General features: G+C 67.4%; 19 protein-coding genes and 1 riboswitch. Of the genes, 8 read left to right on the plus strand and 11 right to left on the minus strand.

Annotated features, from left to right (window positions below):
• Positions 1-163: 163 nt before the first annotated feature.
• From ACUWEX_RS05520 to ACUWEX_RS05560, 9 genes are all read right to left on the minus strand, one after another.
• Positions 164-676 carry an ASCH domain-containing protein gene (locus tag ACUWEX_RS05520; RefSeq protein WP_445997360.1) on the minus strand — a complete coding sequence of 171 codons (513 nt, stop codon included), beginning with the start codon at positions 674-676 and terminating at the stop codon, positions 164-166.
• Between the two features lie 348 nt (positions 677-1,024).
• Positions 1,025-1,558 carry a tetratricopeptide repeat protein gene (locus ACUWEX_RS05525; RefSeq protein ID WP_445997361.1) on the minus strand — a complete coding sequence of 178 codons (534 nt, stop codon included), beginning with the start codon at positions 1,556-1,558 and terminating at the stop codon, positions 1,025-1,027.
• Between the two features lie 449 nt (positions 1,559-2,007).
• A complete protein-coding gene (locus ACUWEX_RS05530; RefSeq protein ID WP_200811487.1) occupies positions 2,008-2,145 on the minus strand; it encodes a hypothetical protein in 138 nt (45 codons plus the stop codon).
• A 51-nt stretch (positions 2,146-2,196) separates the two neighbouring features.
• Entirely contained in the window at positions 2,197-2,937 is a 741-nt protein-coding gene (locus tag ACUWEX_RS05535) for a hypothetical protein (protein ID WP_445997362.1), read from the minus strand.
• 51 nt (positions 2,938-2,988) lie between these two features.
• Positions 2,989-4,137 (minus strand): cysteine desulfurase family protein, encoded by a 1,149-nt coding sequence (locus tag ACUWEX_RS05540; RefSeq protein ID WP_445997363.1) that lies wholly within the window; start codon positions 4,135-4,137, stop codon positions 2,989-2,991.
• 2 nt (positions 4,138-4,139) lie between these two features.
• Complete coding sequence (gene nadC, locus ACUWEX_RS05545) at positions 4,140-5,069, minus strand: carboxylating nicotinate-nucleotide diphosphorylase (protein ID WP_445997364.1); 930 nt, start codon at positions 5,067-5,069, stop codon at positions 4,140-4,142.
• Positions 5,063-6,901 (minus strand): L-aspartate oxidase, encoded by a 1,839-nt coding sequence (gene nadB / locus ACUWEX_RS05550; RefSeq protein ID WP_445997365.1) that lies wholly within the window; start codon positions 6,899-6,901, stop codon positions 5,063-5,065. The genes nadC and nadB overlap by 7 nt, the downstream gene beginning before the upstream one ends.
• 2 nt (positions 6,902-6,903) lie before the next feature.
• Positions 6,904-8,346 carry a quinolinate synthase NadA gene (nadA, locus tag ACUWEX_RS05555; protein ID WP_445997366.1) on the minus strand — a complete coding sequence of 481 codons (1,443 nt, stop codon included), beginning with the start codon at positions 8,344-8,346 and terminating at the stop codon, positions 6,904-6,906.
• On the minus strand, positions 8,343-9,182 hold the full coding sequence (locus ACUWEX_RS05560; RefSeq protein ID WP_445997367.1) for an NUDIX hydrolase: 840 nt from the start codon (positions 9,180-9,182) through the stop codon (positions 8,343-8,345). The genes nadA and ACUWEX_RS05560 overlap by 4 nt, the downstream gene beginning before the upstream one ends.
• A gap of 191 nt (positions 9,183-9,373) precedes the next feature.
• Positions 9,374-9,461, plus strand: a riboswitch (glycine riboswitch).
• Between the two features lie 222 nt (positions 9,462-9,683).
• On the opposite strand from ACUWEX_RS05560, the gene gcvT reads away from it, so the two are divergent.
• From gcvT to gcvP, 3 genes are read left to right on the plus strand one after another with little or no spacing between them, the layout of a single operon-like run.
• On the plus strand, positions 9,684-10,970 hold the full coding sequence (gcvT, locus tag ACUWEX_RS05565) for a glycine cleavage system aminomethyltransferase GcvT (RefSeq protein ID WP_445997368.1): 1,287 nt from the start codon (positions 9,684-9,686) through the stop codon (positions 10,968-10,970).
• A gap of 2 nt (positions 10,971-10,972) precedes the next feature.
• Positions 10,973-11,347 (plus strand): glycine cleavage system protein GcvH, encoded by a 375-nt coding sequence (gene gcvH / locus ACUWEX_RS05570; protein WP_445997369.1) that lies wholly within the window; start codon positions 10,973-10,975, stop codon positions 11,345-11,347.
• Positions 11,347-14,238 (plus strand): aminomethyl-transferring glycine dehydrogenase, encoded by a 2,892-nt coding sequence (gcvP, locus tag ACUWEX_RS05575; RefSeq protein WP_445997370.1) that lies wholly within the window; start codon positions 11,347-11,349, stop codon positions 14,236-14,238. The genes gcvH and gcvP overlap by 1 nt, the downstream gene beginning before the upstream one ends.
• Positions 14,239-14,335: 97 nt before the next feature.
• Here gcvP and ACUWEX_RS05580 read toward each other — a convergent pair whose 3' ends face one another.
• Complete coding sequence (locus tag ACUWEX_RS05580; RefSeq protein ID WP_327196279.1) at positions 14,336-15,079, minus strand: CPBP family intramembrane glutamic endopeptidase; 744 nt, start codon at positions 15,077-15,079, stop codon at positions 14,336-14,338.
• Positions 15,080-15,397: 318 nt separating this feature from the next.
• Here ACUWEX_RS05580 and ACUWEX_RS05585 point away from each other — a divergent pair, with 318 nt between their 5' ends.
• The 4 genes from ACUWEX_RS05585 to ACUWEX_RS05600 all read left to right on the plus strand — a co-directional run bounded on the left by ACUWEX_RS05585 (position 15,398) and on the right by ACUWEX_RS05600 (position 20,767).
• Positions 15,398-17,017 (plus strand): peptide ABC transporter substrate-binding protein, encoded by a 1,620-nt coding sequence (locus ACUWEX_RS05585; protein ID WP_445997371.1) that lies wholly within the window; start codon positions 15,398-15,400, stop codon positions 17,015-17,017.
• 162 nt (positions 17,018-17,179) lie between these two features.
• Positions 17,180-18,109 (plus strand): ABC transporter permease, encoded by a 930-nt coding sequence (locus tag ACUWEX_RS05590; protein WP_077053577.1) that lies wholly within the window; start codon positions 17,180-17,182, stop codon positions 18,107-18,109.
• Positions 18,099-19,055: an ABC transporter permease gene (locus tag ACUWEX_RS05595; protein ID WP_079727216.1), complete on the plus strand. Its 957-nt coding sequence runs from the start codon at positions 18,099-18,101 to the stop codon at positions 19,053-19,055. Before ACUWEX_RS05590 ends, ACUWEX_RS05595 begins: the two co-directional genes overlap by 11 nt.
• Positions 19,052-20,767, plus strand: a complete 1,716-nt coding sequence (locus tag ACUWEX_RS05600; protein WP_079727217.1) for a dipeptide ABC transporter ATP-binding protein — start codon at positions 19,052-19,054, stop codon at positions 20,765-20,767. The genes ACUWEX_RS05595 and ACUWEX_RS05600 overlap by 4 nt, the downstream gene beginning before the upstream one ends.
• A gap of 194 nt (positions 20,768-20,961) precedes the next feature.
• Here ACUWEX_RS05600 and ACUWEX_RS05605 read toward each other — a convergent pair whose 3' ends face one another.
• Positions 20,962-21,729 (minus strand): PH domain-containing protein, encoded by a 768-nt coding sequence (locus ACUWEX_RS05605; RefSeq protein ID WP_445997372.1) that lies wholly within the window; start codon positions 21,727-21,729, stop codon positions 20,962-20,964.
• Positions 21,730-21,855: 126 nt separating this feature from the next.
• Here ACUWEX_RS05605 and typA point away from each other — a divergent pair, with 126 nt between their 5' ends.
• The gene (gene typA / locus ACUWEX_RS05610; protein ID WP_079727219.1) at positions 21,856-23,763 is read left to right on the plus strand and encodes a translational GTPase TypA; all 1,908 of its coding nucleotides are present in this window, start codon (positions 21,856-21,858) and stop codon (positions 23,761-23,763) included.
• Positions 23,764-23,917: the final 154 nt, after the last annotated feature.

Consider the following 23,917-nt stretch of genomic DNA (forward strand, 5'->3'; position numbering starts at 1 on the left):
AGTACTCAGGCCTGGAGAAACTCGACCCTCGCACTGGGGTGTTGGCCGGGGGACGGCGGGCCGCCACAATGATGATGATTAGACGCAGCGCTCCCTCTCAGTCGCCCCCGGTGAGAGGGAGCGCTTTTTTCATGCGCTGGGGCGTGAGGCGGGCGAGCGCGCGCTAGTCGGCGAACTCCGGCGGCCAGACGACGCGGAAGCGTTCGAGGACGATCTCGTCGTCCTCCGACCACTCGACGCCGCGGGCCGCGCACGTGCGCTCCCAGTAGCGGCGGTGTTCGCGGCGCCAACTGGCGAGGGTGCGGTCGTCTTCGCCCTCGTCGTAGGCGAAGGCCTCGTCGACCTCGTTGAACGTGGCAAGGCGCAGTTCGGTGCTGCGCATGATGATGGCGGGATGGCCGCGACCATCGCACGCGATCCAGTGCGAGCCGATGCGCGGCAGCTGGTCGCCGTCGGCGTGGAATGCGGTGGCGAGTTCGGCGGTGGCGCGTTTCGCCCCGTGGGTGACCTCGCGCAGCAAGGCGTCGGCGAGGCGCGGGGAGTCGCCGAACGACTCGACCGTGTAGTCGGGGGCGACGCGCACGACATCCGGGTGGGCTGTCGCATAGGCGGCCCAGAAGGCGTCGGCGGCGGCGCGATCTGGAGCGGGGAGAGGTGTGCTGTCGGCGGGCGTCATTGCGCGGCATCCATTCGATCGTTGCGGGCAGAGGAGGCTGCAGGAGCGCAGCCTTTCAGCCTAGCGGGGTGCGGCCAGCGCGAAGAAGATGGGCCGGGTTGTCCGTTAATGGCGAAGTCCCCGTGGCCTCGGGCCGACGGGGACTTGCTGGGTGTGGTGTAGCTGACCGGGAGAGCGAATCATCCCGTCTCAACTGAGAACAACGATAGGAAGCAGAGGTTGCAGGCGGCTGGGGAGCAACCTATAGCTGTCCAAACGTTGCGTGAACGCGGAGTTAGCGGCGGCTGCGAGAGTTCTGCGTGGGCTGGGCAACACGCCCGAAACGCTGGCGGCGAGCGGATGCGCGAGCTAGGCGTTGCGCGGCGGCTCGAGGGTCGCAGCGTAGTTCGTGACCGAGCGCGTGTAGAGCGGCAGGGTCGGAGCGACCGCCGTGAGCAGCTGGGCGAGAGCTTCGGTCGGGCGGCCGGCGTCGTGCAGCGAGAGCGCGAGGAAGGCGGCCGGCGCGATGCCCACGATGTCGGTGACGGCGGGGTCGGAGAGGTCGAGCGTTTTGAGGAGGGTGACTGAATCATCCAGGCGGCCGACGTTGCGATAAGTGCTCGCGAGTTGCACGACGGCTTGCGGGTGGCGTTGGGCGTCGAGGCCCGAGGCGAGCGCCGACTCATAGAGGGGGATCGCGTCATCTTCTTGCCCGAGCGCGTCGTGAACCGAGGCCAGCTCATAGAGCGCAGCGGATGCCGTGGCGCCGACGGATTTGTCGACGATCAGTTGCATCTCGTCGACCAGGTCGTCGCCGCGCGTCTCGTCGAAGTCCCGCCAGAACGCGTCGACGCGCTCGTCGAATGGGGATGTCGGGGGAGTCGGGGTGGGGGAGGAGGTCATGAGGCTTCCGGGCGAGAGGGGCGGGGTGAGCTACGGGGAGGGAGGAGTGCAGGTGGCGGTTGCGAGAACGGGTCGCCTTGCGCTGTCCAGCGGGTCCTTCTAGGTTAGTCCGATGGTTGCAACGATGGGGTACCTCATATCCGCCGGGCTTTTGGGCCTGACCGTGGTCTTGGTGGCCGTGTGGTTCACGGTCACGGTGAAGCGCTGCACGGGTGATCGTGGGGCCTCTACGGGGACTTCGAGTGCCGCGCCTCGGGCCGGTCGAGGCAGCGACGCTTAGAAAGCCGGCAAATAATACGCACGTTCGCGTCAGGGCAGGCGTAAGGCTGAAGTACTTCCGCGTCAGAGCCGACTCGAGGCTCGTGGAACCCTGACAACAAACTCATATACATGACGAAGAGGCCCGCCCCGCGCTCGCGGTGGCGGGCCTCTTCGTCACTGAGCGAAGCTCAGGCCGAGGGGGCGGGGCCGTCGGTGGGCTCGGCCTCGGGCAGCCAGTCGCTCTTCTCCTCGGGAGCGAGCTCGAGCTCGTCTTCGAGGTCGTGGTCGGCGTCTTTCGGGTTGTGGTGTTCCGGTGCGTCAGTCATGGTTCCACCGTAACGATCGCCTTGGGCGGCGAAAAGGGGTTGCCAGCGGACTCACGCGTTCGTGTAGAGGCGGTCGCGCCAGGAGGCTACCTGAGCGAGCGTCTGCGCGAGCTGCGGCTCCGTCTTCAGATACGAGAGGAGCGTCGCCGCGTGGAACGGGCTCATCTTGAGGTCGACGAGCACGCCGTTCTCCGCCGGATTCGCGGGGTTGCGCGTCTCGATGATGATCCAGACCGAGCGGGGGCTCGCGGTGGTGGCGACGCGTCCGACGTTGTCCCAGCGCAGCGCGAGGTCGGGACGCAGCGGGTCGGTATCCCCGAAGATGCCGATGCCGTGGGGGCCGACCATGAGGACGGCATGTGATCGCATGCGGTGGTGGGCGGCTCGAAGCATCCTCACGTGTGCGCGGGTGTGTTTGGGGACGTCGACCTCGATGAGCAGGGCATCAGAGAAATGCTCGCGCAGCACACGCCACCGTCGCGCCGCTCGCGCCTGGTCGATGTAGAGGATGACGATGATCAGCACGATGAGGATCGAGGTGATCAGCAACGAAACTTCGAACGGCAGTGGCGTGCGTCCGCGATTTTCCGCCCGGCGACCGGCCACGAAGGACGCGATGAGGGCGACCGGCACGATGAGCGGGATGCCGAGCAGGTACAGGTTGACGAGACGCCAGCGATGCAGCGGCAGGGGTGTCAGGCCAGGGCCGGTCGGCGGGGCAGGTGGACGCGGAATCAGCGGGTCAGCGGATGTGGAAAAAGCCTCGTATTGGTTGTTCCAACTGTCCGTCATGGGCTCAGGTTATCGGCCCCGCGTGCCGCGCTCGATGGGGAGGAGTGCCCGTCAGGCCGAGCCGAGGCCCGAGACCGTCGCGACCGAGGCGGCGAGGGCGGTTGCGACATCCGCCATGTTCTCGTCGGTGGTGGTGCTCGCGAGGCTGAAGCGAACGGCGGTCTGCGCGATGGCCGGGTCGATGCCGATGGCGGTCAGCACATGTGAGGGTTCGTCGCTGCCGGCGGCACAGGCCGAACCGCTGGATGACACGACGCCGCGTTGTTCGAGTTCGAGCAGCACGGCCTCGCCCGAGGTTCCGGGAAAGCAGAAGGATGCGATGGTCGGCAGGCGCCGCGTGGGGTGGCCCGTCAGCAGCGCGCCCGGCACCTGACGCAGGACCTCGGCGATGAAGCGGTCGCGCACGGCGGTGACACGAGCGGATGCTGAGACCCGCTCGTGTTCGGCGGCCCGCACCGCTGCTGCCATGCCCACGGCTCCCGCCACGTTCTCGGTGCCGCTGCGCCAGCCGCGCTCCTGGCCGCCGCCGTGGAGGACGGGTTCGACGCCCACGCGGGCTCGCACGTAGGCGGCTCCGATGCCTTTGGGGGCACCGAGCTTGTGGCCCGACACGCTGAGGGCGTCGACGCCGAGCGATGCAACGTTGAGGTCGAGCCATCCGGCGGCCTGCACCGCGTCGGTGTGGAAGGCTGCGCCGACGCCGTGCGCGACCTGAGCGAGGCTCGCGACATCCTGCACCGTGCCGATCTCGTTGTTGGCCAGCATGATGCTGACCAGCGTGGTGTCGTCGCGCAGCACGGCGGCGAGGGCCTCGGGCGTGACGAGGCCCGTCTCGTCGGTGTCGACGTAGGTGACGTGGGCGTCATGAAAGCGCTCGAGGTAGTGCAGGGACTCGAGAACGGCTTCATGTTCGATGCGCGTCGAGACGATGTGCGCGCCGCGCGGCTGACGGGCGAGCACGATGCCCTTGACCGCGAGGTTGTCGGCCTCGGTGCCGCCCGAGGTGAAGACGACCTCGCTTGCCCGCACGCCCCACCAGTCGGCCACCGTGCGCCGCGCATCGGCCAGGGCGGATGCGGCGCGCTCGCCGACGGTGTGATGGCTCGACGGGTTGCCGAACTCGGCCGTCAGGTAGGGCCACATCGCTTCGAGCGCATCGCGCCGCACGGGCGTGGTTGCGGCGTTGTCGAGGTAGAGCATGGTCAGGATGCCGAGGCTTCCTCAGCCGCCAGCGCTACCGCACGCGCGGGGGATGTCGGGGACGTCGGAGTCGCCGAGGCCACGTGCAGCTCGACATCCAACCCGAGGTCGAGTGACCGCACGCTGTGGGTGAGCGCGCCCGACGAGATGACGTCGACACCCGTTTCGGCGATCGCGCGCACGGTGTCGAGGGTGACGTTGCCGCTCGCCTCGACGATCGCGCGGCCGGCGATCATGCGCACGCCCTCGCGCAGGTCGTCGAGCGTGAAGTTGTCGAGCATGATCGTGTCGACGCCCGCCGCGAGCACGGGCTCGATCTGGTCGAGACGGTCGACCTCCACCTCGATGTGCGTGGTGTGCGGCAGCCGGTCGCGCACGCCGGCGAGCGCCTCGGTGAGCCCAGTTCCGTCGGCCGTGAGCACGGCGAGGTGGTTGTCCTTCGCCATGACCGCGTCCGACAAAGAGAACCGGTGGTTGTGGCCGCCGCCCGAGCGCACGGCGTGGCGTTCGAAGGCGCGCAGGCCGGGCGTGGTCTTGCGCGTGTCGACGATGCGCGCACCCGTGCCGCGGATGGCGTCGGCGAACCGCGCGGTCAGCGTGGCGATGCCGCTCATCCGCTGCGTGAAGTTCAGGCCGATGCGTTCGGCCTGCAAGACGCCGCGCGCGGGGCCCTGCACGCGGGCGAGCGTGTCCCCGGGCTCGAAGCGGTCGCCGTCGGCGGCGAGCAGGGTCACGGTGACGGCCGGGTCGGTGAGGCGGAAGGCAGCCTCGAACACGGCGCCGCCCGAGAACACCCCGGGTTCTCGCGCGACGAGGGCGGCGGTCGCGGTGGCGCTCGCCGGGATGAGCGCCTCGGAGGTGAGGTCGCCGAAGGGCGCATCCTCGTCGAGGGCCAGGAGGACGACGCGGTCGATGGTGCGGGCGGTCAGCATGCTGAGGTCTTTTCTGTGTCGGAGGTATCGCGCGGGTCGGAGCGGTCGTGCGGCTCAGAGTGTTCGTGCTGCTCGGAATGCGCGACGGGCTTCTGATCGTGTGGCTCGGACAGCGCAGGTTCGCCGACGAGCGCCGTCGAAACAACGGATGTGCCGGGCGCTGAGGCGGGTGCGGGCGGTCGCGCGGCCGACACGAGGGGTCGAGCCAGCCCGGGCCGCGTCTCGGGGATGTCGCTCCGCGAATGCGCCCCTCGGGACTCGGTGCGGGCGAGCGCGCCAGCGACGGTGAGCCGAGCCAGGTCGAGAAGGTTGCGATCTTCGACACTGCGTCGGTCGAGGGCGGGAGGTGCGATCATCCGATCGAGGTCAGCGGATGCCGCGCGCAAACCCGCTTCGTCGCGCAGCAGTCCGACCCGCTCCCACATGATCCGTTGCAGCGCGGCCCGGTCGAACGGCGCGGGCTGTCCGGCAGCAAGCGCCGCTGCTCCGGGCTCCCCCAGAGCGGACACGCATGCCGAAACGTGTTCGTTCAGCATCCGCCCCACCCGCATGCCGAACACCGCGCCTTCGAGCAACGAGTTGGAGGCGAGACGGTTGGCGCCGTGCACCCCCGTGCGGGCCGCCTCGCCGACGGCCCACAGCCCGGGCACGTTGGTGCGCCCGTCGAGGTCGGTGACGATTCCGCCCATGGAGTAGTGCGCGGCCGGCGTGATCGGCAGCGGCTGCCGAGCCCAATCGACGCCGAGCGCGCGCGTGGCACGGTCGATACCGGGGAAGCGTCGGGCGAGGAACTCGGCGCCCAGGGCGGTCGCGTCGAGGAGAACCGGTTTGCCGCTCTGCCGGGCCATCTGGGCCGCGATCGCCCGGGCCACGATGTCGCGGGGCGCCAGCTCGGCGTCGTCGTGCACGCGCGTCATGAACCGGTCGCCGTCGGCGCCGAGCAGCACGGCCCCTTCGCCGCGCACCGCCTCAGAGATGAGGAAGTTTCCGGGCGCATCGAGGGTCGTCGGATGAAATTGCACGAACTCGAGATCGGCCACCTCGGCCCCCGCGCGCCACGCTGCGGCCACGCCGTCGCCCGTCGCGACGTCGGGGTTGGTCGTGTGGGCGAACAGCTGACCGGCCCCACCCGTCGCAATCACGACGTCGTCGGCCGACAAGAATCCGAGCAAGCCTTCATCGCGACGTGGTTGAGTCGCGTCGCGCAGGATCGAGACCCCGGCGACCCGGGCAATACGCGAGTCGGCCGCAGAACTCGAGTCCATGACGACATCCACGAGGACGGCGTTTTCGATGACGCGAATGCCGGCCGCGCGCACAGCCGCAACCAGCGCCCGTTTGATCTCGGCACCCGTTCGATCGCCGCCGGCGTGCAGCACACGGGCCGCCGAGTGAGCCGCCTCGAGGCCGCGGGCATACGGTGCCTCACCCTTGCTGATGACGCGGTCGCTGCCGCCGAGATCTTCGCCACCGCGGTCGAACTGCACACCCCAGCCGATGAGCGCGTCGATCGCACTCGCGCCCTCGCCGGTCAATACATCGACGGCCGCGGCATCCGCGAGACCGGCCCCCGCGCGCACCGTGTCGGCCGCATGAGCCGCAGCCGAATCATCCGGGAACCACGCCGCCGCGATGCCGCCCTGGGCATAGCGCGTGTTCGACTCGTCGACCTCGCCCTTGGTCACGATGGTGACGTTCGGTCGCACGGGCTCGGGCCCCGACACGGCGCTCAACGCGGCCACGAGCCCGGCGATGCCCGACCCGACGACGATGACCTCGCGCTGCCGCTCACCCGCCGAGTCGCCGACGAGCCTGCGCTCTGCACCGTCCACGATCAGCCCCGATTCGTCACGTCCGCGGCACCCTCGGGCGCCGCAACATCCGAATCGGCAGTAGCCACAGCGGCCGCGGCGGCGTCAGCGCTACTCGCAGCACCAGCACCCGCACCAGCACCATCCACAGCGCCACCCCCACCCGCAACGGGAGGCTTCGCCGCCAACATCCGCTCGAGCGCCACACGCGCCGGCACGGCCACATCATCCGACACCGTGATCTGGTTGATGACCTGCCCGTCGAGCAGCCCATCGAGCACCCAGGCCATATATCCCGGGTGAATGCGATACATGGTGCTGCACGGGCACACGACGCTGTCGAGGCAGAAGATGGTGTGCTGCGGATACTCGGCCGCAAGGCGCTGCACGAGGTTGATCTCGGTGCCGATGGCGAACGTGCTGCCGGCGGGGGCCGCCGCGATGGCCTTGGTGATGTAGTCGGTCGAACCGTACTCGTCGGCCGCGTCGACGACGGGCATGGGGCATTCGGGGTGCACGATCACGCGCACGTCGGGGTAGTCGGCGCGCGCCTGCTCGATCTGAGCCACCGTGAAGCGCTTGTGCACCGAGCAGAAGCCGTGCCACAGCAGCACTTGCGCGTCGAGCACCTCGTCGGCCGTGTTGCCGCCGAGGGGACGGTTCGGGTTCCACATGGGCATGCGCGACAGCGGAACGCCCATGGCCTTGGCGGTGTTGCGCCCGAGGTGCTGGTCGGGGAAGAACAGCACGCGCTTGCCGCGCTCGAACGCCCACTCGAGCACCGTCTCAGCGTTGGACGACGTGCACACGATGCCGCCGTTGCGCCCGCAGAATCCCTTGAGCGCGGCCGACGAGTTCATATACGTGACCGGGATGACCTGAGCCCGACCATCCTCGTCGACCTCCTCGCCGTACAGCTCCATGAGCTGCTCCCAGCACTCCTCGACCTGGTCGATGTTCGCCATATCGGCCATCGAGCAGCCGGCCGCGAGGTTCGGAAGGATGACAGCCTGGTTCTCCCGCGAGAGCAGGTCGGCGGTCTCGGCCATGAAGTGCACGCCGCAGAAGACGATGGCCTCGGCATCCTGACGCGCCTTGGCGGCGTTGGCGAGCTGGAACGAGTCGCCCACATAATCCGCATATTGGATGACTTCGTCCCGCTGGTAGAAGTGCCCGAGGATCACGAGTTTGTCGCCCAGCATCTGTTTGGCCCGCATGATGCGCGCGTGCAGTTCGGCGGGCGAGGCGTCGCGGTAGACCTGCGGCAGCTGGCCCTGGCGCGGCGTGTTCACGGGGATGACGTCGCCCATCGACGCGCCGGGGCCGTAGGAGGGCGCGCCGCCGTCGAAGTTCCAGGGCGCCTGCACGAGGTCGGGCGTGCACGTGGCGCCGTCCTGAGCGCCCTTCTCGATGAGCTGGATGGTGTAGTCGACAGAGGCGGCGAGTGTTGACGCTGGGGTGTTCACGAGGCATCTCCGGGTTCGAGCGGCGGAACACCCGGGCGGGTCTCCGTGGGGGAAAGAGCGAGGGCAGGGGAGGGCGGCGAGGACGGCGACGACGGCGAGGCGGGCCTGGGCTGCGCGCGTGGGGAAAGCTTCGCGGCGGAGGAGTCGTCATCCGCACCCGAGGCGGTGCTCGGCGAAAACGTCGGCGGCGGCGCATACCGATACAGCCGCGGCGGCCGATGCCGCGTGCCCGTGAGCCGGTGTTCGGTGGCCACGATGGTGCCCGACGACTCGAGCTGCCGCCTAAAGTTCGCCGGGTCGAGCGCCTTCCCGAGCACGGCCTCATACACCTCGCGTAGCTGAGCAATCGTGAAGGTCTCGCCGACGAAAGCGTGCGCGATGCGGCTGTAACCCATCTTGTTGCGCAGGCGCCACAGGGCGTATTCGACGATCTCGTTGTGGTCGAACGCCAGCTCGGGCAGCCGGTCGGCCGCAAACCAGCGCACGTTTTCGCTCTCGGCGGCGCGCTCGGCCTCGTCGTTCTTCACGAGCGCCCAGTAGACGATCGACACGACGCGCGGCCCGGGGGAGCGGTCAGGATCGCCGAAGGCATAGAGCTGCTCGAGGTATTGCGGCGTCAGCCCCGTGGTCTCGGCCAGCGTGCGGCTCGCGGATGTTTCGAGCGGCTCGCTTTTCCGCAGCGGCCCGCCCGGCAATGCCCACAGCCCCAGATAGGGCTCGCGAATGCGCCGGACCAGCGGAATCCACACGCCCGCGACCCCTGTCTCGGGATCGGGCCGGAGCGCACAGATCACGGTCGACACGGCCAGCGTGACGGCATGGTCGTCAGGGCACATGGGGCTCCAGTCAGGGGGTGTTGCTCGAGCATCCGAGTAAAGGTCAGCGTGACCCGAACTCGCTGGAGCCATCTTATAGTCAGGATGACTCAAACACGAAACGCACCGTATTTCGAAGACGTTTCGAAACCCCCGCTCACGCCGCGCAGCCACCCGCTAGGCTGAGAGCCGTCAATTGAATAGTGGGCCGCACACGCGATGCGGGAGAGCTCGGTTCGCCGAGCACCGAAGGAGCAAGCCTCCCCGCCAATCTCTCAGGTTCTGTACCGCATCGAACTGGCCACTCTGAAAAGCAGGACGCGCGACGCGCCCGCGGATTCTTCCCTGAATTCGCCCCGGTGTCACCGCACGCGCCTCGCCCACGGTGAAAGCGCGACCACGAGCTGGTCGCGCGAAGCTCTCAGGCCCATGACAGAGGGGGAGTTCCCAGCCCGCACACGCGTGTGGGCAGAACGCGCACCCGTGCGCCGTGCCACTGCATGCAGTGAATGGAGAACTCCGATGTCCCACGACAACAACCCCGCCGCCCAGCCCACGGGCGAGCGCACCGATGTCGGCAACGTGCCCGACGACGTGCCGACGGCTGTGCCGATCGACGAGCTGGCCGCGCAAGACGCGCACGCCGACGGCATCCGTTACAGCCCGCTGCACGCCGTGCACGAGGCACTCGGCGCGAGCTTCACCGACTTCGCGGGCTGGCAGATGCCCGTGCGCTACTCGAGCGACCTCGCCGAGCACCACGCCGTGCGCACGGCCGCCGGACTCTTCGACCTGTCGCACATGGGCGAGATCCTCGTGCTCGGCCCCGAGGCCGGAGAGGCCCTCGACTACGCGCTCGCCGGCACGCTGTCTCGCATCGCCGTCGGCCAGGCCAAATACTCGCTCCTGCTCGCGCGCCACGGCGGGGTCATCGACGACCTCATCGTCTACCGCACGGGCGAAGACCGCTACCTCGTCGTGGCCAACGCCTCCAACGCGCACCGCGTGGCCGGCGAGCTGCAGTCGCGCACGGCCCCGTTCGACGTCGAGACCTTCGACGAGTCCGACCAGATGGCCCTCGTCGCCGTGCAGGGCCCGAAGTCCCTCGAGATCCTGAGCGTCACTCAGGGCCTGGCGATCGACGGCGGCGACCGCGATGGCCGCGATTCGCTCGACGTCCTGGGCGAGCTGCGCTACTACCGTTCCGTCGCGGGCACCTTCGACCAGCACCCCGTGCTCATCGCGCGCACGGGCTACACGGGCGAAGACGGCTTCGAGATCTACGTCGCCCCGGATGTCGCCCCCGCCCTCTGGCAGGCGCTCACCGACGCGGGCACCCCGCTCGGCCTCGTTCCCGCGGGTCTCGCCAGCCGCGACACCCTGCGCCTCGAAGCCGGCATGCCCCTCTACGGCCACGAGCTCGGCGAGGGCGCGTTCCCCGCGCAGGCCGGCCTCGGTCGCGTCGTTGACCTCTCCAAGCCCGGCGACTTCGTCGGTCGCGCCGCCAGCGAAGACGGCCCGGATGCCGAAGCCCACGTCCTCGTCGGGCTCGTCGCCGAGGGTCGCCGTGCCCCACGTGCCGGCTACTCCGTGTTCGCTCAGGCGACCGAGGATGGCGCCGAACCCACCGAACCCGTGGGCGAGATCACGTCGGGCGCCCTGTCGCCGACGCTCGGACATCCCATCGCCATGGCCTACGTGGCCCCCCGATCGGCCCGCACCGGCACGCAACTCGCCGTCGACGTGCGCGGCACCCGCATTCCCGTCACCGTCACCGACCTGCCCTTTTACTCACGGAAGAAGAACTGACCATGGCCGACAAGACCGCCCTCAAGTACACGCCCGAACACGAATGGCTTCTCGTCGAGGGCGACATCGCCACCGTGGGAATCACCGACTACGCCGCCGAGAAGCTCGGTGACGTCGTCTTCGTCGACCTGCCCGACGTCGACAGCGACGTGGCCAGCGGCAAGGTCGTCGGCGAGGTCGAATCGACCAAATCGGTCGGCGAACTCTTCGCGCCCGTCGACGGTGTCGTCACCGAGGTCAACGGCCAGGTCGTCGACGCCCCCGAGCTCGTCAACACCGACCCCTACGGCGACGGCTGGCTCATCAAGGTGCGCTTCGAGGCGCTGCCCGACGGCCTGCTCGGCTACGACGAGTACCGCGCATTGGTCGGCGAGTAATGGCGGAGCGTTTCAGCACCCGTCACATCGGAACGGGTTCCGCCGAGCAGAAGCACATGCTCGACGCGCTCGGTTACGACAGCGTCGACGCCCTCGTGCGCGCGGCCGTCCCCGCCTCCATCCAGGTGCCCGAGGGCGAACGCCCGCTCAACGACATCCTGGGCAAGCCAGCCTCCGAACGTGAGGCGCTCGCCGAACTGCGCGCGCTGGCCGACCAGAACGAGGTCGCGCGCTCGATGATCGGCCTGGGCTACTACGACACCATCACGCCCGCCGTGATCAAGCGCAACGTGCTCGAGAACCCGTCGTGGTATACGGCCTACACGCCGTACCAGCCCGAGATCAGCCAGGGCCGGCTCGAGGCGCTCATCAACTTCCAGACCATGGTCACCGACCTCACGGGGCTCGACACGGCCAATGCGTCCATGCTCGACGAGGGAACGGCCGTGGTCGAGGGCATGCTGCTCACGCGCCGCGCCTCCAAGTCCCGCTCCAACGTGTTCCTGGTCGACGCGGATGCGTTGCCCCAGACACGCGCGCTGCTCGACAGCCGCGCCGAGGCGACGGGCATCGAGATCGTCGAGGTCGACTTCCCTGCGTGGTTGGCATCCGACGAGCGCGCGGCGGGCGACGAGAGCCTGCCCGAGGCGTTCGGCGCCTTCATCCAGTACCCCGGGGCCTCCGGTCTCATCTGGGACCCGACCGAGGTCATCTCGGCCGTCAAGGCCACGGGTGCCCTCACGGTCGTTGCGGCCGACCTGCTGGCCCTCGCCCTCATCACCTCGCCCGGTCAGATGGGCGCCGACGTCGCCGCGGGCACCACGCAGCGCTTCGGCGTGCCGCTCGGCTTCGGCGGACCCCACGCCGGTTACCTCGCGGTGCGCTCGGGCCTCGAGCGCCAGCTGCCCGGCCGCCTCGTCGGTGTCTCGAAGGATGCCGACGGCCACCCCGCCTACCGCCTCAGCCTGCAGGCGCGAGAGCAGCACATCCGCCGCGAGAAGGCCACGTCCAACGTGTGCACCGCTCAGGTTCTGCTGGCCGTCATGGCCGGCATGTACGCGGTCTACCACGGCCCGGATGGCATCAAGCGCATCGCCAACGAGGTCGGCACGTGGGCTGCCACGCTCGCGACGCTGCTCGAGGCCGAGGGCTTCGAGACCGTGCACGCCGACTTCTTCGACACGGTTCAGATCCGCGTTCCTAACGGGGCCGACGGGGTCATCGAACGAGCCCGAGCGGCCGGCATCAACCTGTGGAAGGCCGGCGACACCGTCGTGCAGGTCTCGGTCGACGAGACCACCACGCTCAAGGACGTGCTCGCCGTGGTCCGCGCCGTGCGCGACGTGCGCGAGTTGTCCTTCGCATTCGTCGCGCGCCCGGCCCGCGTGCCCGAAGCCCTCCGCCGCGCCACGCCCTTCCTCACGCACCAGGTCTTCAACGCGCACCACTCCGAGACCGCCATGATGCGCTACCTCAAGACGCTGGCCGACCGCGACTATGCGCTCGACCGCGGCATGATCCCGCTGGGCTCCTGCACCATGAAGCTCAACGCGGCCACCGAGATGGAAGCCGTCTCCTGGCCCGAGTTCGCGGGTCTGCACCCCTTCGCCCCCGAGGCGCAGGTCGAGGGCAGCCTCAAGCTCATCGCGCAGCTCGAAGACTGGCTCGCCGAGCTCACGGGCTACGACACGGTCTCGCTGCAGCCCAACGCGGGCAGCCAGGGCGAATTGGCGGGCCTGCTCGCTATCCGCGGCTACCACCTCTCCCGCGGCGACGAGGCCCGCACGGTCTGCCTCATCCCGCAGAGCGCGCACGGCACCAATGCGGCCTCGGCCGTGCTCGCCGGCATGCGCGTGGTCGTCGTGGCGTGCGACGAGCTCGGCAATGTCGACCTCGACGACCTGCGCGCCAAGATCGCCGAGCACGCCGACACGCTGGCCGCGCTCATGGTCACCTACCCGTCCACCCACGGCGTCTACGAGCACGAGATCCAGGCGATCACGGATGCCGTGCACGACGCCGGCGGTCAGGTCTACGTCGACGGTGCCAACCTCAACGCCCTGCTCGGCTATGCCAAGTTCGGATCGTTCGGCGGAGACGTCTCGCACCTCAACCTGCACAAGACGTTCTGCATCCCGCACGGCGGTGGTGGCCCCGGTGTCGGGCCCGTCGCGGCGAAGGCCCACCTCGCGCCGTTCCTGCCGGGCCACCCGTTCGCGCAGCGCAACGAGCACTCGGGCTACACACACGATGGGGGAGCGGTCTCGGCCGCGCCGTTCGGTTCGTCGAGCATCCTGCCGATCTCGTGGGCCTACGTGCGCATGATGGGCCTCGAGGGTCTGACACAGGCGACGGGGGCCGCGGTTCTCGCCGCCAACTACGTCGCCGCGCGCCTGGCCCCGCACTATCCGGTGCTCTACGCCGGTGACGCGGGTCTCGTGGCGCACGAGTGCATCCTCGACCTGCGTCCGCTCAAAGAGGCAACGGGCATCAGCAACGATGACGTGGCCAAGCGCCTCGTCGACTACGGCTTCCACGCGCCCACCATGTCGTTCCCCGTCGCGGGCACGCTCATGGTCGAGCCCACTGAGAGCGAAGACCTGGCCGAGATCGACCGCTTCATCGACGCCATGATCGCCATCAAGCAGGAGGCCGACAAGGTCGCCGCGGGGGAGTGGCCGGCCGACGACAACCCCCTCGTCAACGCCCCGCACACCGCGCGTTCGGTGATCGAGGGCGAGTGGCAGCACGCCTACACGCGTGAGGATGCCGTCTACCCCGTGTCCACGCTCATCCGCGGCAAGTACTGGCCGCCGGTCCGACGCATCGACCAGGCATTCGGCGACCGCAACCTCGTGTGCGCCTGCCCGCCGCCCGAGGCCTTCGCCTAACGGTTCCCGTCCCCGCGACACGAAGGGCCGCCCATCCCCACGGATGAGCGGCCCTTCGCCGTTTCCTGCTCATCCGCTCACTCGGACGAGCCCGCCGTCACGACCCGACGGTGAAGATGCCTGGCCACCACGCCGCGGCCAACGGATACCCCACGAACGACACGATGTCGATGATCGCGTGCGCCACCACGAGCGGCATCACACGCCCCCAGCGCTGATAGCACCACCCGAAAACGACGCCCATCACGACGTTGCCGACGAACGGCCCGACGCCCTGATACAGGTGATAACTGCCGCGCAACAGGCTCGTCGACAGGATGATCGACCACGTGTTCCACCCCAGCTGCCGCAGCTTTTCGAACAGGTAGGCCACCACGATGACCTCCTCCTGCAACCCGGCGCGAATGGCCGAGAAGATGAGCATCGGGATGGTCCACCAGTAGCCCTCGAGGGGTGCGGCGTTCACGGCCACGGTGAGCCCCAGCATCCGCCCCACCGCATAGAACGCGATGCCCGGCACCCCGATCACGGCGAGCAGCAGCAGGCCACGTCCGAGATCGCGCCCGGGCTGGGTGAGGTCGAGCCCCACGCGCCGAAAAGCGCTGCGACCGGGCCGCCAGAGCAGATACAGCGCCAGTGCCACGGGCACGAGCGCGAAGAACAGCGACAGGAATTGGTAGGTGAAGTCGAGCCATTCTCGGGGCGACTGACTGCTGTTGAGCGATGTGCTCGACCCCGCCAACGTCTTGCCGGCCGTGACGATCGACAGCAGCGACACGATCGAATACACAGCGGATGCCCCGAGCGACAAGCCCAGCACGATCGCGATCTCCCACCACACCCGCGCCCGCTCTCCGGGCAGGGCCGCACGCCCCTCGAAAAGCCTCTGTCGCCCGGTAGCCGCGGGGTGAACGGGAGGCAGATTCTCCCTCGCTTCGCTGTTCATCATTGCGAGCCCCGCTCTATCTGTGTGGTGGATGTCGGTACGCCGCACATTTTGTGCGCAACGTGCAAAATTCCGGCAATCGCGTTTCCGGTGTGTAACGATTCGCAGCTTGCGTTTGGAAATTCGAGAGCCGCTACTTATCGTCATTCTTATCCAGCACGCCAGCCAGGGCATAACTCTGTCCGGCGTTGCATCCATTGCACAGGAGGAACATTGAGAATCAACCGCATCGGCCTGACGGCCGTGGCGCTGGTCGCAGCAGGGGCTTTGACCCTGACCGGCTGCTCCGGTGGAGGCGCAACCGACAGCAAGCCGTCGGCCAACGCATCCGCGATCATCACCACCAACGGCAGCGAGCCCCAGAACCCGCTCATCCCCACCAACACCAACGAAGTTGGCGGCGGCAAGATCCTGGACGCGATCTTCGCGGGCCTCGTCTACTACGACGCCGATGGCAAGCCGGTCAACGACATGGCTGAGTCGATCGACACCGACGACTCGCAGACCTTCACCATCAAGTTGAAGGAAGGCAACACCTTCACCAACGGTGAAGACGTCACCGCCCAGAACTTCGTCGACGCCTGGAACTACGGCGCCGCCCTCGACAACAAGCAGCTCTCGAGCTACTTCTTCGAAGACATCGAAGGCTTCAGCTACGACGAGAACGTCGCCACGCTGTCCGGCCTCAAGGTCGTCGACGACACCACCTTCACGGTCACGCTGAAGCAGCCCACGGCTGACTTCCCGCTGCGCCTCGGCTACTCGGCCTTCTACCCGCTGCCCAAGGCTGCGTTCGAAGACATCGACGCCTTCGGCCAGAACCCGATCGGCAACGGCCCGTACAAGCTCGACGGCGAAGGCGCGTGGAAGCACGACGAGTCCATCGCCCTCGTGAAGAACGACGACTACAAGGGTGGACGCGAGGTGAAGAACGGTGGTCTCACCATCACGTTCTACGCTCAGCAGGACGCCGCGTACTCCGACCTCATCGCCGGCAACCTCGACATCCTCGACGCCATCCCGGACTCCGCTTTCGGTTCCTACGAGAGCGACCTGGGCGACCGTGCCGTCAACCAGGCTGCGGCCATCTTCCAGTCCTTCGCCATCCCGGAGCGCCTCGAGCACTTCTCGGGTGAAGAGGGCAAGCTGCGTCGCCAGGCCATCTCCATGGCCATCAACCGCGACGAGATCACCAAGGTCATCTTCCAGGACACCCGCACCCCGGCCAAGGACTTCACGTCCCCGGTCATCGATGGCTTCTCTGAAGACATCAAGGGCAACGAGGTCCTCACGTTCGACGCCAAGAAGGCCAAGGAACTCTGGGACCAGGCCGACGCCATCTCCCCGTGGACCGGCACCTTCCAGATCGCGTACAACGCTGACGGTGGACACCAGGGTTGGGTCGACGCCGTGTCGAACCAGCTGAAGAACACGCTCAAGATCGACGCGTCCGGCGCTCCCTCGCCGACCTTCGCCGAGGTCCGCACCGCGATCACCGACCGCACCATCAAGACCGCGTTCCGCACCGGATGGCAGGCCGACTACCCGGGTCTGTTCAACTTCCTCGGCCCGCTGTACGCAACCAACGCCGGCTCCAACGACGGTGACTACTCGAACCCCGAGTTCGACGCGCTGCTGAAGAAGGGCCAGGGCGAAACCTCTGAAGAGGCCGCCAACAAGGACTTCCAGGACGCTCAGGCGATCCTCATGGAAGACCTGCCCGTCATCCCCCTCTGGTACGCCAACGTCAACGGTGGCTACGGCGAGGATGTCGACAACGTCAAGTTCGGCTGGAACTCCGTTCCGCTCTACTATGACGTGACCAAGGGCTAGTAGTAGTCTGACGGTTTGACCGTCACGTTCCACCAGCTAGCGATGTGGGGCGGCAGCTTACCCGCTGCCGCCCCACGACGCGTCCGCCACCAGCGGCGCAATCGCCCTCAAAGATAGGTTCAACTTCACATGAGTAAGCACCAAGGAACGGCGAGCTAGGATATGGCCCGATATATCCTGTTCCGCCTCCTGCAGGCGATCCCAGTCTTGCTGGGAACAACGTTCTTGATTTATTTCATGGTCTTCGCCATGCCCGGAGACCCGCTGTTGGCGCTCTTCGGCGACAAGACCCCCAACCCCGCGCTGCTCGAGCAGCTGCGTGAGCAATACCACTTGAACGAACCGTTCTTCGTTCAGTACCTCTACTACCTCGGCGGCATCTTCCGCTTCGACTTCGGTGTTTCTTACTCCGGTCAGCCGGTCACCGAGATCCTGGCGCAGACCTTCCCGGTCACCATTCGCCTCGCCATCCTCGCCCTCCTGTTCGAGATGATCGCCGGCATCCTGATCGGCCTCGTCTCGGGAATCCGCAAGGGCGGCATTTTCGACGCGAGCGCGCTCGTCGTCAGCCTGATCCTCATCTCGCTGCCGATCTTCGTCACGGCGTTCCTGGGCCAGTACTTCCTGGGCATCGCGCTCGGATGGTTCCGGCCGACCGTCGGCGCGGGTGCACCCATACAAGACCTGATACTCCCGGCCCTCGTGCTGGCGAGCATCAGCTTCGCGCAGATCGTGCGCCTGACGCGCTCCTCGGTCATCGAGACCAAGAACCTCGACTTCGTGCGCACCGCGTACAGCAAGGGTCTCTCGTCGAAGCGCATCGTCCCCGTGCACATCCTGCGCAACTCCCTGATCCCCGTCGTCACCTACCTGGGTACCGACTTCGGTGTTCTGCTGGTGGGCGCCACCGTGACCGAGGGCATCTTCAACGTGCCCGGTGTCGGTCGCACGCTCTACCAGGCCATCCTGAAGGGTGAAGGACCCACCGTCGTGTCCTTCGTCACCGTCATGGTCCTGATCTACCTGGTCGTCAACCTCTTAGTCGATCTGCTCTACGCAGTGCTCGACCCAAGGATCCGTTATGCCAAATAGCACACAGAAGCCCTCACCCGGGCACTTCGTCGCGCCGCTCGAGGAGACCCCTCTCGTCGCCATCGACTCCGTCAAAACCGACGGCAAGCCGTCCAACCTCTGGATCGACGCCTGGCGCGATCTGCGGGGCCGCCCGATGTTCTGGATCTCGTCCGTCATCATCCTGCTCGTCGTGGTCGTCGCTCTGTTCCCCGGTCTGTTCACGCAGACCGCGCCGAACGACAACTGCGAGCTGTCGAACAGCAACGCGGGCCCGAGCGAGGGTCACATCCTGGGCTTCACGCGCCAGGGTTGCGACGTCTTCGCGCGCATCATCTACGGCACGTCGACGTCGCTCTCGGTCGGCATCATCGTGACCGTGCTGGTGTTCACGCTCGGCATCCTGTTCGGTGCGTTCGCCGGTTTCTACGGTGGATGGATCGACGCCGTCCTGTCGCGCGCCGGTGACATCTTCTTCTCGATTCCTTACATCCTCGCGGCCGTCGTGATCATGTCGGTCTTCTCCTCGAACCGCAACGTGTGGGTGATCTCGCTCGCCATCGGAATCTTCGCCTGGCCGGCGACGGCCCGTGTGCTCCGGTCGGAGATCCTGCGGGTGAAGAACGCCGACTACGTCACGGCCGCAACGGCCATCGGCGTCAAGCGCTTCAACATCCTGTGGAAGCACGTGCTGCCCAACTCGATCGCCCCCGTCATCGTCATCACCACGATCTCGCTGGCGTCGGCCATCGTCGCCGAGGCGACGCTGTCCTTCCTGGGTGTCGGACTGCCCTCGAGCGTCATGTCCTGGGGCAACGACATCGGCCAGGCCCAGACCACTCTGCGCCAGGCTCCCCAGGTGCTGATCTACCCGTCACTCGCTCTGTCGCTCACAGTTCTCGCCTTCATCATGCTCGGTGAGACCGTCCGCGACGCACTCGACCCGAAGGCGAGGGCACTGCGATGACCGAACCACTCCTCCAGATCAAGAACCTCGACGTCTCGTTCCGCACGCAAGACGGTGAGGTGAAGGCTGTCCGCAGCGCGAACCTCACGCTCAACGCGGGCCAGACCCTCGCGATCGTCGGCGAATCCGGCTCGGGCAAGTCGACGACGGCCTCGGCCATCATCAACCTGCTCCCCGGCAGCGGCAAGATCACGGGTGGCGAGATCTTCTTCGACGGTGTCGACCTCACCAAGGTCTCCGAGAAGAAGATGGAAGACATCCGCGGAAGCCAGATCGGTTTCGTGCCGCAAGACCCGATGTCGAACCTCAACCCGGTGTGGAACATCGGCTTCCAGGTCGAAGAAGCGGTTCGCGCCAACGGCATCGCCAAGGGCCGCAAAGACGTCAAGAAGCGCGCCATCGAGGTGCTGAAAGAGGCCGGACTCTCGGATGCCGAGCGCCGCCTCAAGCAGTACCCGCACCAGTTCTCGGGCGGCATGCGCCAGCGCGTGCTCATCGGTATGGGCCTCGCGGCCAACCCGAAGCTGCTGATCGCCGACGAGCCCACCTCGGCTCTCGACGTCACGGTGCAGCGCGTCATCCTCGACCACCTCGAGACGCTCACGCGCGACTCGAACACGGCCGTGATCTTCATCACGCACGACCTCGGGCTCGCTGCAGAGCGCGCCGAGCAGCTCGTCGTGATGTACAAGGGTCAGGTCGTCGAGTCGGGTCCGTCGGTCGAGATCCTGCAGAACCCGCTGCACCCCTACACGCAGCGGCTGGTGGCCGCAGCGCCCAGCCTGGCGTCGCGCCGCATCCAGGCCACCGGTGCCGACCTCGTCGACATCGAGCACCGCCCCGAAGCCGACAGCAACCTCGACCTCATCGCCCAGGCGGCTTCGCGGGCCGAGGCGCAGAAGGCCGAAGGTCACCGCGGCAACGCGATCGTGGTCGACGACGTCACCAAGGTGTTCAAGATCCGTCAGGGCTCCGGCCGGTCGATCGACTTCACCGCGGTCGACAAGGTCAGCTTCACGGTCGAGCGCGGCACCACCACGGCGCTCGTCGGCGAGTCCGGTTCGGGCAAGTCGACCGTGGCCAAGATGCTGCTGAAGCTCGAAGAGGCCACATCGGGCAACATCGTCATCGACGGCGACACCATCAACGGGCTCAAGGGTCGCGAACTGCTGGCGCTGCGTCGCCGCATGCAACCCGTGTTCCAAGACCCGTATGGCTCGCTCAACCCGCTGCAGTCGATCGGCAACATCATCTCCGAGCCGCTGCGCGTGCACAAGGTGGGCGACCGCAAGACGCAGCGCGCCCGCGTGAAGGAGCTGCTCGACCAGGTGTCGCTGCCGCAGATGGTGGTCTCGCGCTACCCGAACGAGTTGTCCGGCGGACAGCGCCAGCGCATCGCCATCGCGCGTGCACTGGCCCTGAAGCCCGACATCGTCATCCTCGACGAGGCCGTCTCGGCGCTCGACGTGCTCGTGCAGGCGCAGATCCTCCAGCTGCTCGCCGAGTTGCAGGAAGAGCTGAAGCTCACGTATCTGTTCATCACCCACGACCTCGCGGTCGTGCGCGTGATCGCAGACAACGTGGCCGTCATGCAGTCCGGCAAGATCGTCGAAGCCGCGACCACCGACGAGGTGTTCGAGAACCCGCAGCAGGAGTACACCAAGGCGCTTCTCGAGGCCATTCCGGGAGCCGGCATCCAGCTCGGTATCTAGTCCCGTTCGATCGGTCCACGGCGCCTCGGCGTGCCGCCTCCGCATCGATACACGACAAGGCCGGGCCGCGACATCACGTCGCGGCCCGGCCTTGTGCTGTTCTGCCCGTTGTCGGTCGACCGGTGTCGTCCGCCGCGCGACGGTGTGTCATTGAACGGGTACCGCCGGCGGCTAGCGCCGACGGCGCGCCCGCGTCAGTTGAACGACAGGAGGAAGGTCGACACGCCGGCCGTGAGAGCGCACCAGATGACAATCGCGACCGAAACACTGACAGCCAGGCCATCCACGTGCGCCTGTGGCGCCGCCTGAACCTGTGACGCCGCCTGAGCCTGTGACGACGAGGGGGAGACTTTCTTCGGGGTGCTCGTGCTCCAGGCGCGGCGCACCTTGTCGACAACCGACTGCGTGGTGGGGGTGGAGGCCGAACGCCCACGCCGATCGGCCATGGTGCGGCGGCCGTCGCGCGGGGCCTCGGCGTTGTCGCGCACGATCGTGACGCCGGCGGCGTCGCCCGACACGGACGCCTTGCCGAGACCACCCGTCGGCGCTCCCCAGCTGACGAGGGTGCGACCATCCGTGAGTTCGACGACGAGCTGGAAGCGGTCGGTCAGGCGCGACACGGCGGCCCAGGGAATGTCGTGCACGCGGAACACGTTGTGAACCACGAGCCGATCGGGCCGCACGGTCACGCTCGGCCGCACCAGAACAACCCACGTGCCCCACAGCACCAGGGCCATCCAGGGCAGCGCCAGCAGCACGAAACCCCACGCGCCGCGCACCACGGCGTCGCCCAGGAAGAACACCGTCAGAATCGCGAGAAAACCCCAGATCCACCACGACGAACGCGTGCGAATGCGCACAAAACGGTCATCAGATCGGCGTGCGGCGGGCGCCTCGTCGGCGGAATGGTCGGGGTTCTGTGCAGGGGTCACGATGTCCTCGGCTCGGCGTCTTGCGGTCACGCCATCGTACCTAGCCGTTAATTTGGACGGGTACAGTAGAATGGTATTTTGGGCCACTTCTGGCACTACCATCCACTTTCGTCGTGTGAGAATCCACGCGGCACACACCCGGTAAGGAATCTCTTCATGGCGCTTGCCTCGCGCAACGACCTCCGCAACGTAGCCATCGTGGCTCACGTCGACCACGGCAAGACCACCCTGGTCGATGCCATGCTCCGTCAGACCAACTCCTTCGAAGCGCACGCGCACCTCGAAGAGCGCGCCATGGACTCCAACGAGTTGGAGCGCGAAAAGGGCATCACCATCCTCGCCAAGAACACGGCGATCTCCTACAACGGCAAGCACGCCAACGAGGGTCCCATCACGATCAACGTGATCGACACCCCCGGCCACGCCGACTTCGGTGGTGAGGTCGAGCGCGGCCTCTCCATGGTCGACGGCGTCGTGCTGCTGGTCGACGCGTCCGAGGGCCCCCTGCCCCAGACGCGTTTCGTGCTCCGCAAGGCGCTCGAGGCCAAGCTGCCCGTCATCCTGCTGGTCAACAAGACCGACCGCCCCGATGCGCGCATCGACGAGGTCGTCTCCGAGAGCCAGGACCTGCTCCTCGGCCTCGCCTCCGACATGGCCGACGACGTGCCCGACCTCGACCTCGACACCGTGCTCGACGTTCCCGTCGTCTACGCGTCGGGCCGTAACGGCGCCGCCAGCCAGAACAAGCCCGAAAACGGCGAGCTGCCCGACAACGAAGACCTCGAGCCGCTGTTCGAGGCCATCCTCGAGCACATCCCCGCTCCCGTCTACGACGACGAGCACCCGCTGCAGGCCCACGTCACCAACCTCGACGCGTCGCCGTTCCTCGGCCGCCTCGCCCTGCTGCGCATCTTCCAGGGTCACATCAAGAAGGGCCAGACGGTCGCTTGGGTGAAGCACGACGGTTCCGTGCACAACGTGCGCGTCACCGAGCTCATGATCACCAAGGCCCTCGACCGCTACCCGGCCGAGTCGGCTGGCCCCGGTGACATCGTCGCCGTCGCCGGTTTCCCCGACATCACCATCGGTGAGACCCTCGCCGACCCCGACGACGTGCGCCCCCTGCCGACCATCACGGTCGACGACCCGGCCATCTCGATGACCATCGGCACCAACTCCTCGCCGCTCGTCGGCAAGGTCAAGGGCCACAAGCTCACGGCCCGCATGGTCAAGGACCGCCTCGACCGCGAGCTGGTCGGTAACGTCTCGCTCAAGGTGCTCGACATCGGCTTCCCCGACAAGTGGGAGGTGCAGGGCCGCGGCGAGCTGGCCCTCGCCATCCTCGTCGAGCAGATGCGTCGCGAAGGCTACGAGCTCACCGTGGGCAAGCCCCAGGTGGTCACGAAGCGCGTCGACGGCAAGGTGCACGAGCCTTACGAGCACCTCACGATCGACAGCCCCGAAGAATACCTCGGCGCCATCACGCAGCTCCTTGCCGCCCGCAAGGGTCGCATGGAGAACATGGCCAACCACGGCACCGGTTGGGTGCGCATGGAGTTCATCGTCCCGTCGCGTGGCCTCATCGGTTTCCGCACCGAATTCCTCACGATCACGCGCGGAACGGGCATCGCCAACGCCATCTCGCACGGCTACGACGAGTGGGCCGGCGCCATCGTCACCCGCAACAACGGCTCCATCGTGGCCGACCGTTCAGGTGTCGTCACGCCGTTCGCCATCATCGCCCTGCAGGAGCGCATGACGTTCTTCGTCAACCCGACCGAAGAGGTCTACGAGGGCATGGTCATCGGCGAGAACTCGCGCGCCGACGACATGGACGTCAACATCACCAAGGAAAAGAAGCTGACCAACATGCGTCAGTCCACGTCGGACACCTTCGAGTCGATGACGCCGTCGCGTCAGCTGTCGCTCGAAGAGTGCCTCGAGTTCGCTCGCGAAGACGAGTGCGTCGAGGTCACGCCCGAGGCCGTTCGCATCCGCAAGGTCGAGCTCGACGCTCAGGCCCGCGCGCGCAACACCTCGCGTCTGAAGAAGCAGTCCGAGTAACACTCGTCTCGACGAGCAACGCTCCACATCGGATGCCCCGAGCCACACGGCCCGGGGCATCCGCCGTTAACGCGTGCGCAATGTCTCCAGCGGATCGGGGTGGCTCTCCGTGCCTCGACGGGCGCCCTCGACCCGGCTATCGTGACCTGTACGA

This window comes from Okibacterium fritillariae (genome assembly GCF_052783725.1).

Bases quoted from the DNA above. Each gene is read 5' to 3' on its own strand.
- gcvP (WP_445997370.1), top strand. From the start codon at position 11,347: ATGGCGGAGCGTTTCAGCACCCGTCACATCGGAACGGGTTCCGCCGAG.
- ACUWEX_RS05595 (WP_079727216.1), top strand. From the start codon at position 18,099: ATGCCAAATAGCACACAGAAGCCCTCACCCGGGCACTTCGTCGCGCCG.
- ACUWEX_RS05525 (WP_445997361.1), bottom strand. From the start codon at position 1,558: ATGACCTCCTCCCCCACCCCGACTCCCCCGACATCCCCATTCGACGAG.
- ACUWEX_RS05530 (WP_200811487.1), bottom strand. From the start codon at position 2,145: ATGACTGACGCACCGGAACACCACAACCCGAAAGACGCCGACCACGAC.
- gcvH (WP_445997369.1), top strand. From the start codon at position 10,973: ATGGCCGACAAGACCGCCCTCAAGTACACGCCCGAACACGAATGGCTT.
- ACUWEX_RS05520 (WP_445997360.1), bottom strand. From the start codon at position 676: ATGACGCCCGCCGACAGCACACCTCTCCCCGCTCCAGATCGCGCCGCC.
- gcvT (WP_445997368.1), top strand. From the start codon at position 9,684: ATGTCCCACGACAACAACCCCGCCGCCCAGCCCACGGGCGAGCGCACC.
- ACUWEX_RS05540 (WP_445997363.1), bottom strand. From the start codon at position 4,137: ATGCTCTACCTCGACAACGCCGCAACCACGCCCGTGCGGCGCGATGCG.
- typA (WP_079727219.1), top strand. From the start codon at position 21,856: ATGGCGCTTGCCTCGCGCAACGACCTCCGCAACGTAGCCATCGTGGCT.
- ACUWEX_RS05600 (WP_079727217.1), top strand. From the start codon at position 19,052: ATGACCGAACCACTCCTCCAGATCAAGAACCTCGACGTCTCGTTCCGC.
- ACUWEX_RS05560 (WP_445997367.1), bottom strand. From the start codon at position 9,182: ATGTGCCCTGACGACCATGCCGTCACGCTGGCCGTGTCGACCGTGATC.
- ACUWEX_RS05590 (WP_077053577.1), top strand. From the start codon at position 17,180: ATGGCCCGATATATCCTGTTCCGCCTCCTGCAGGCGATCCCAGTCTTG.
- nadC (WP_445997364.1), bottom strand. From the start codon at position 5,069: ATGCTGACCGCCCGCACCATCGACCGCGTCGTCCTCCTGGCCCTCGAC.
- ACUWEX_RS05535 (WP_445997362.1), bottom strand. From the start codon at position 2,937: ATGACGGACAGTTGGAACAACCAATACGAGGCTTTTTCCACATCCGCT.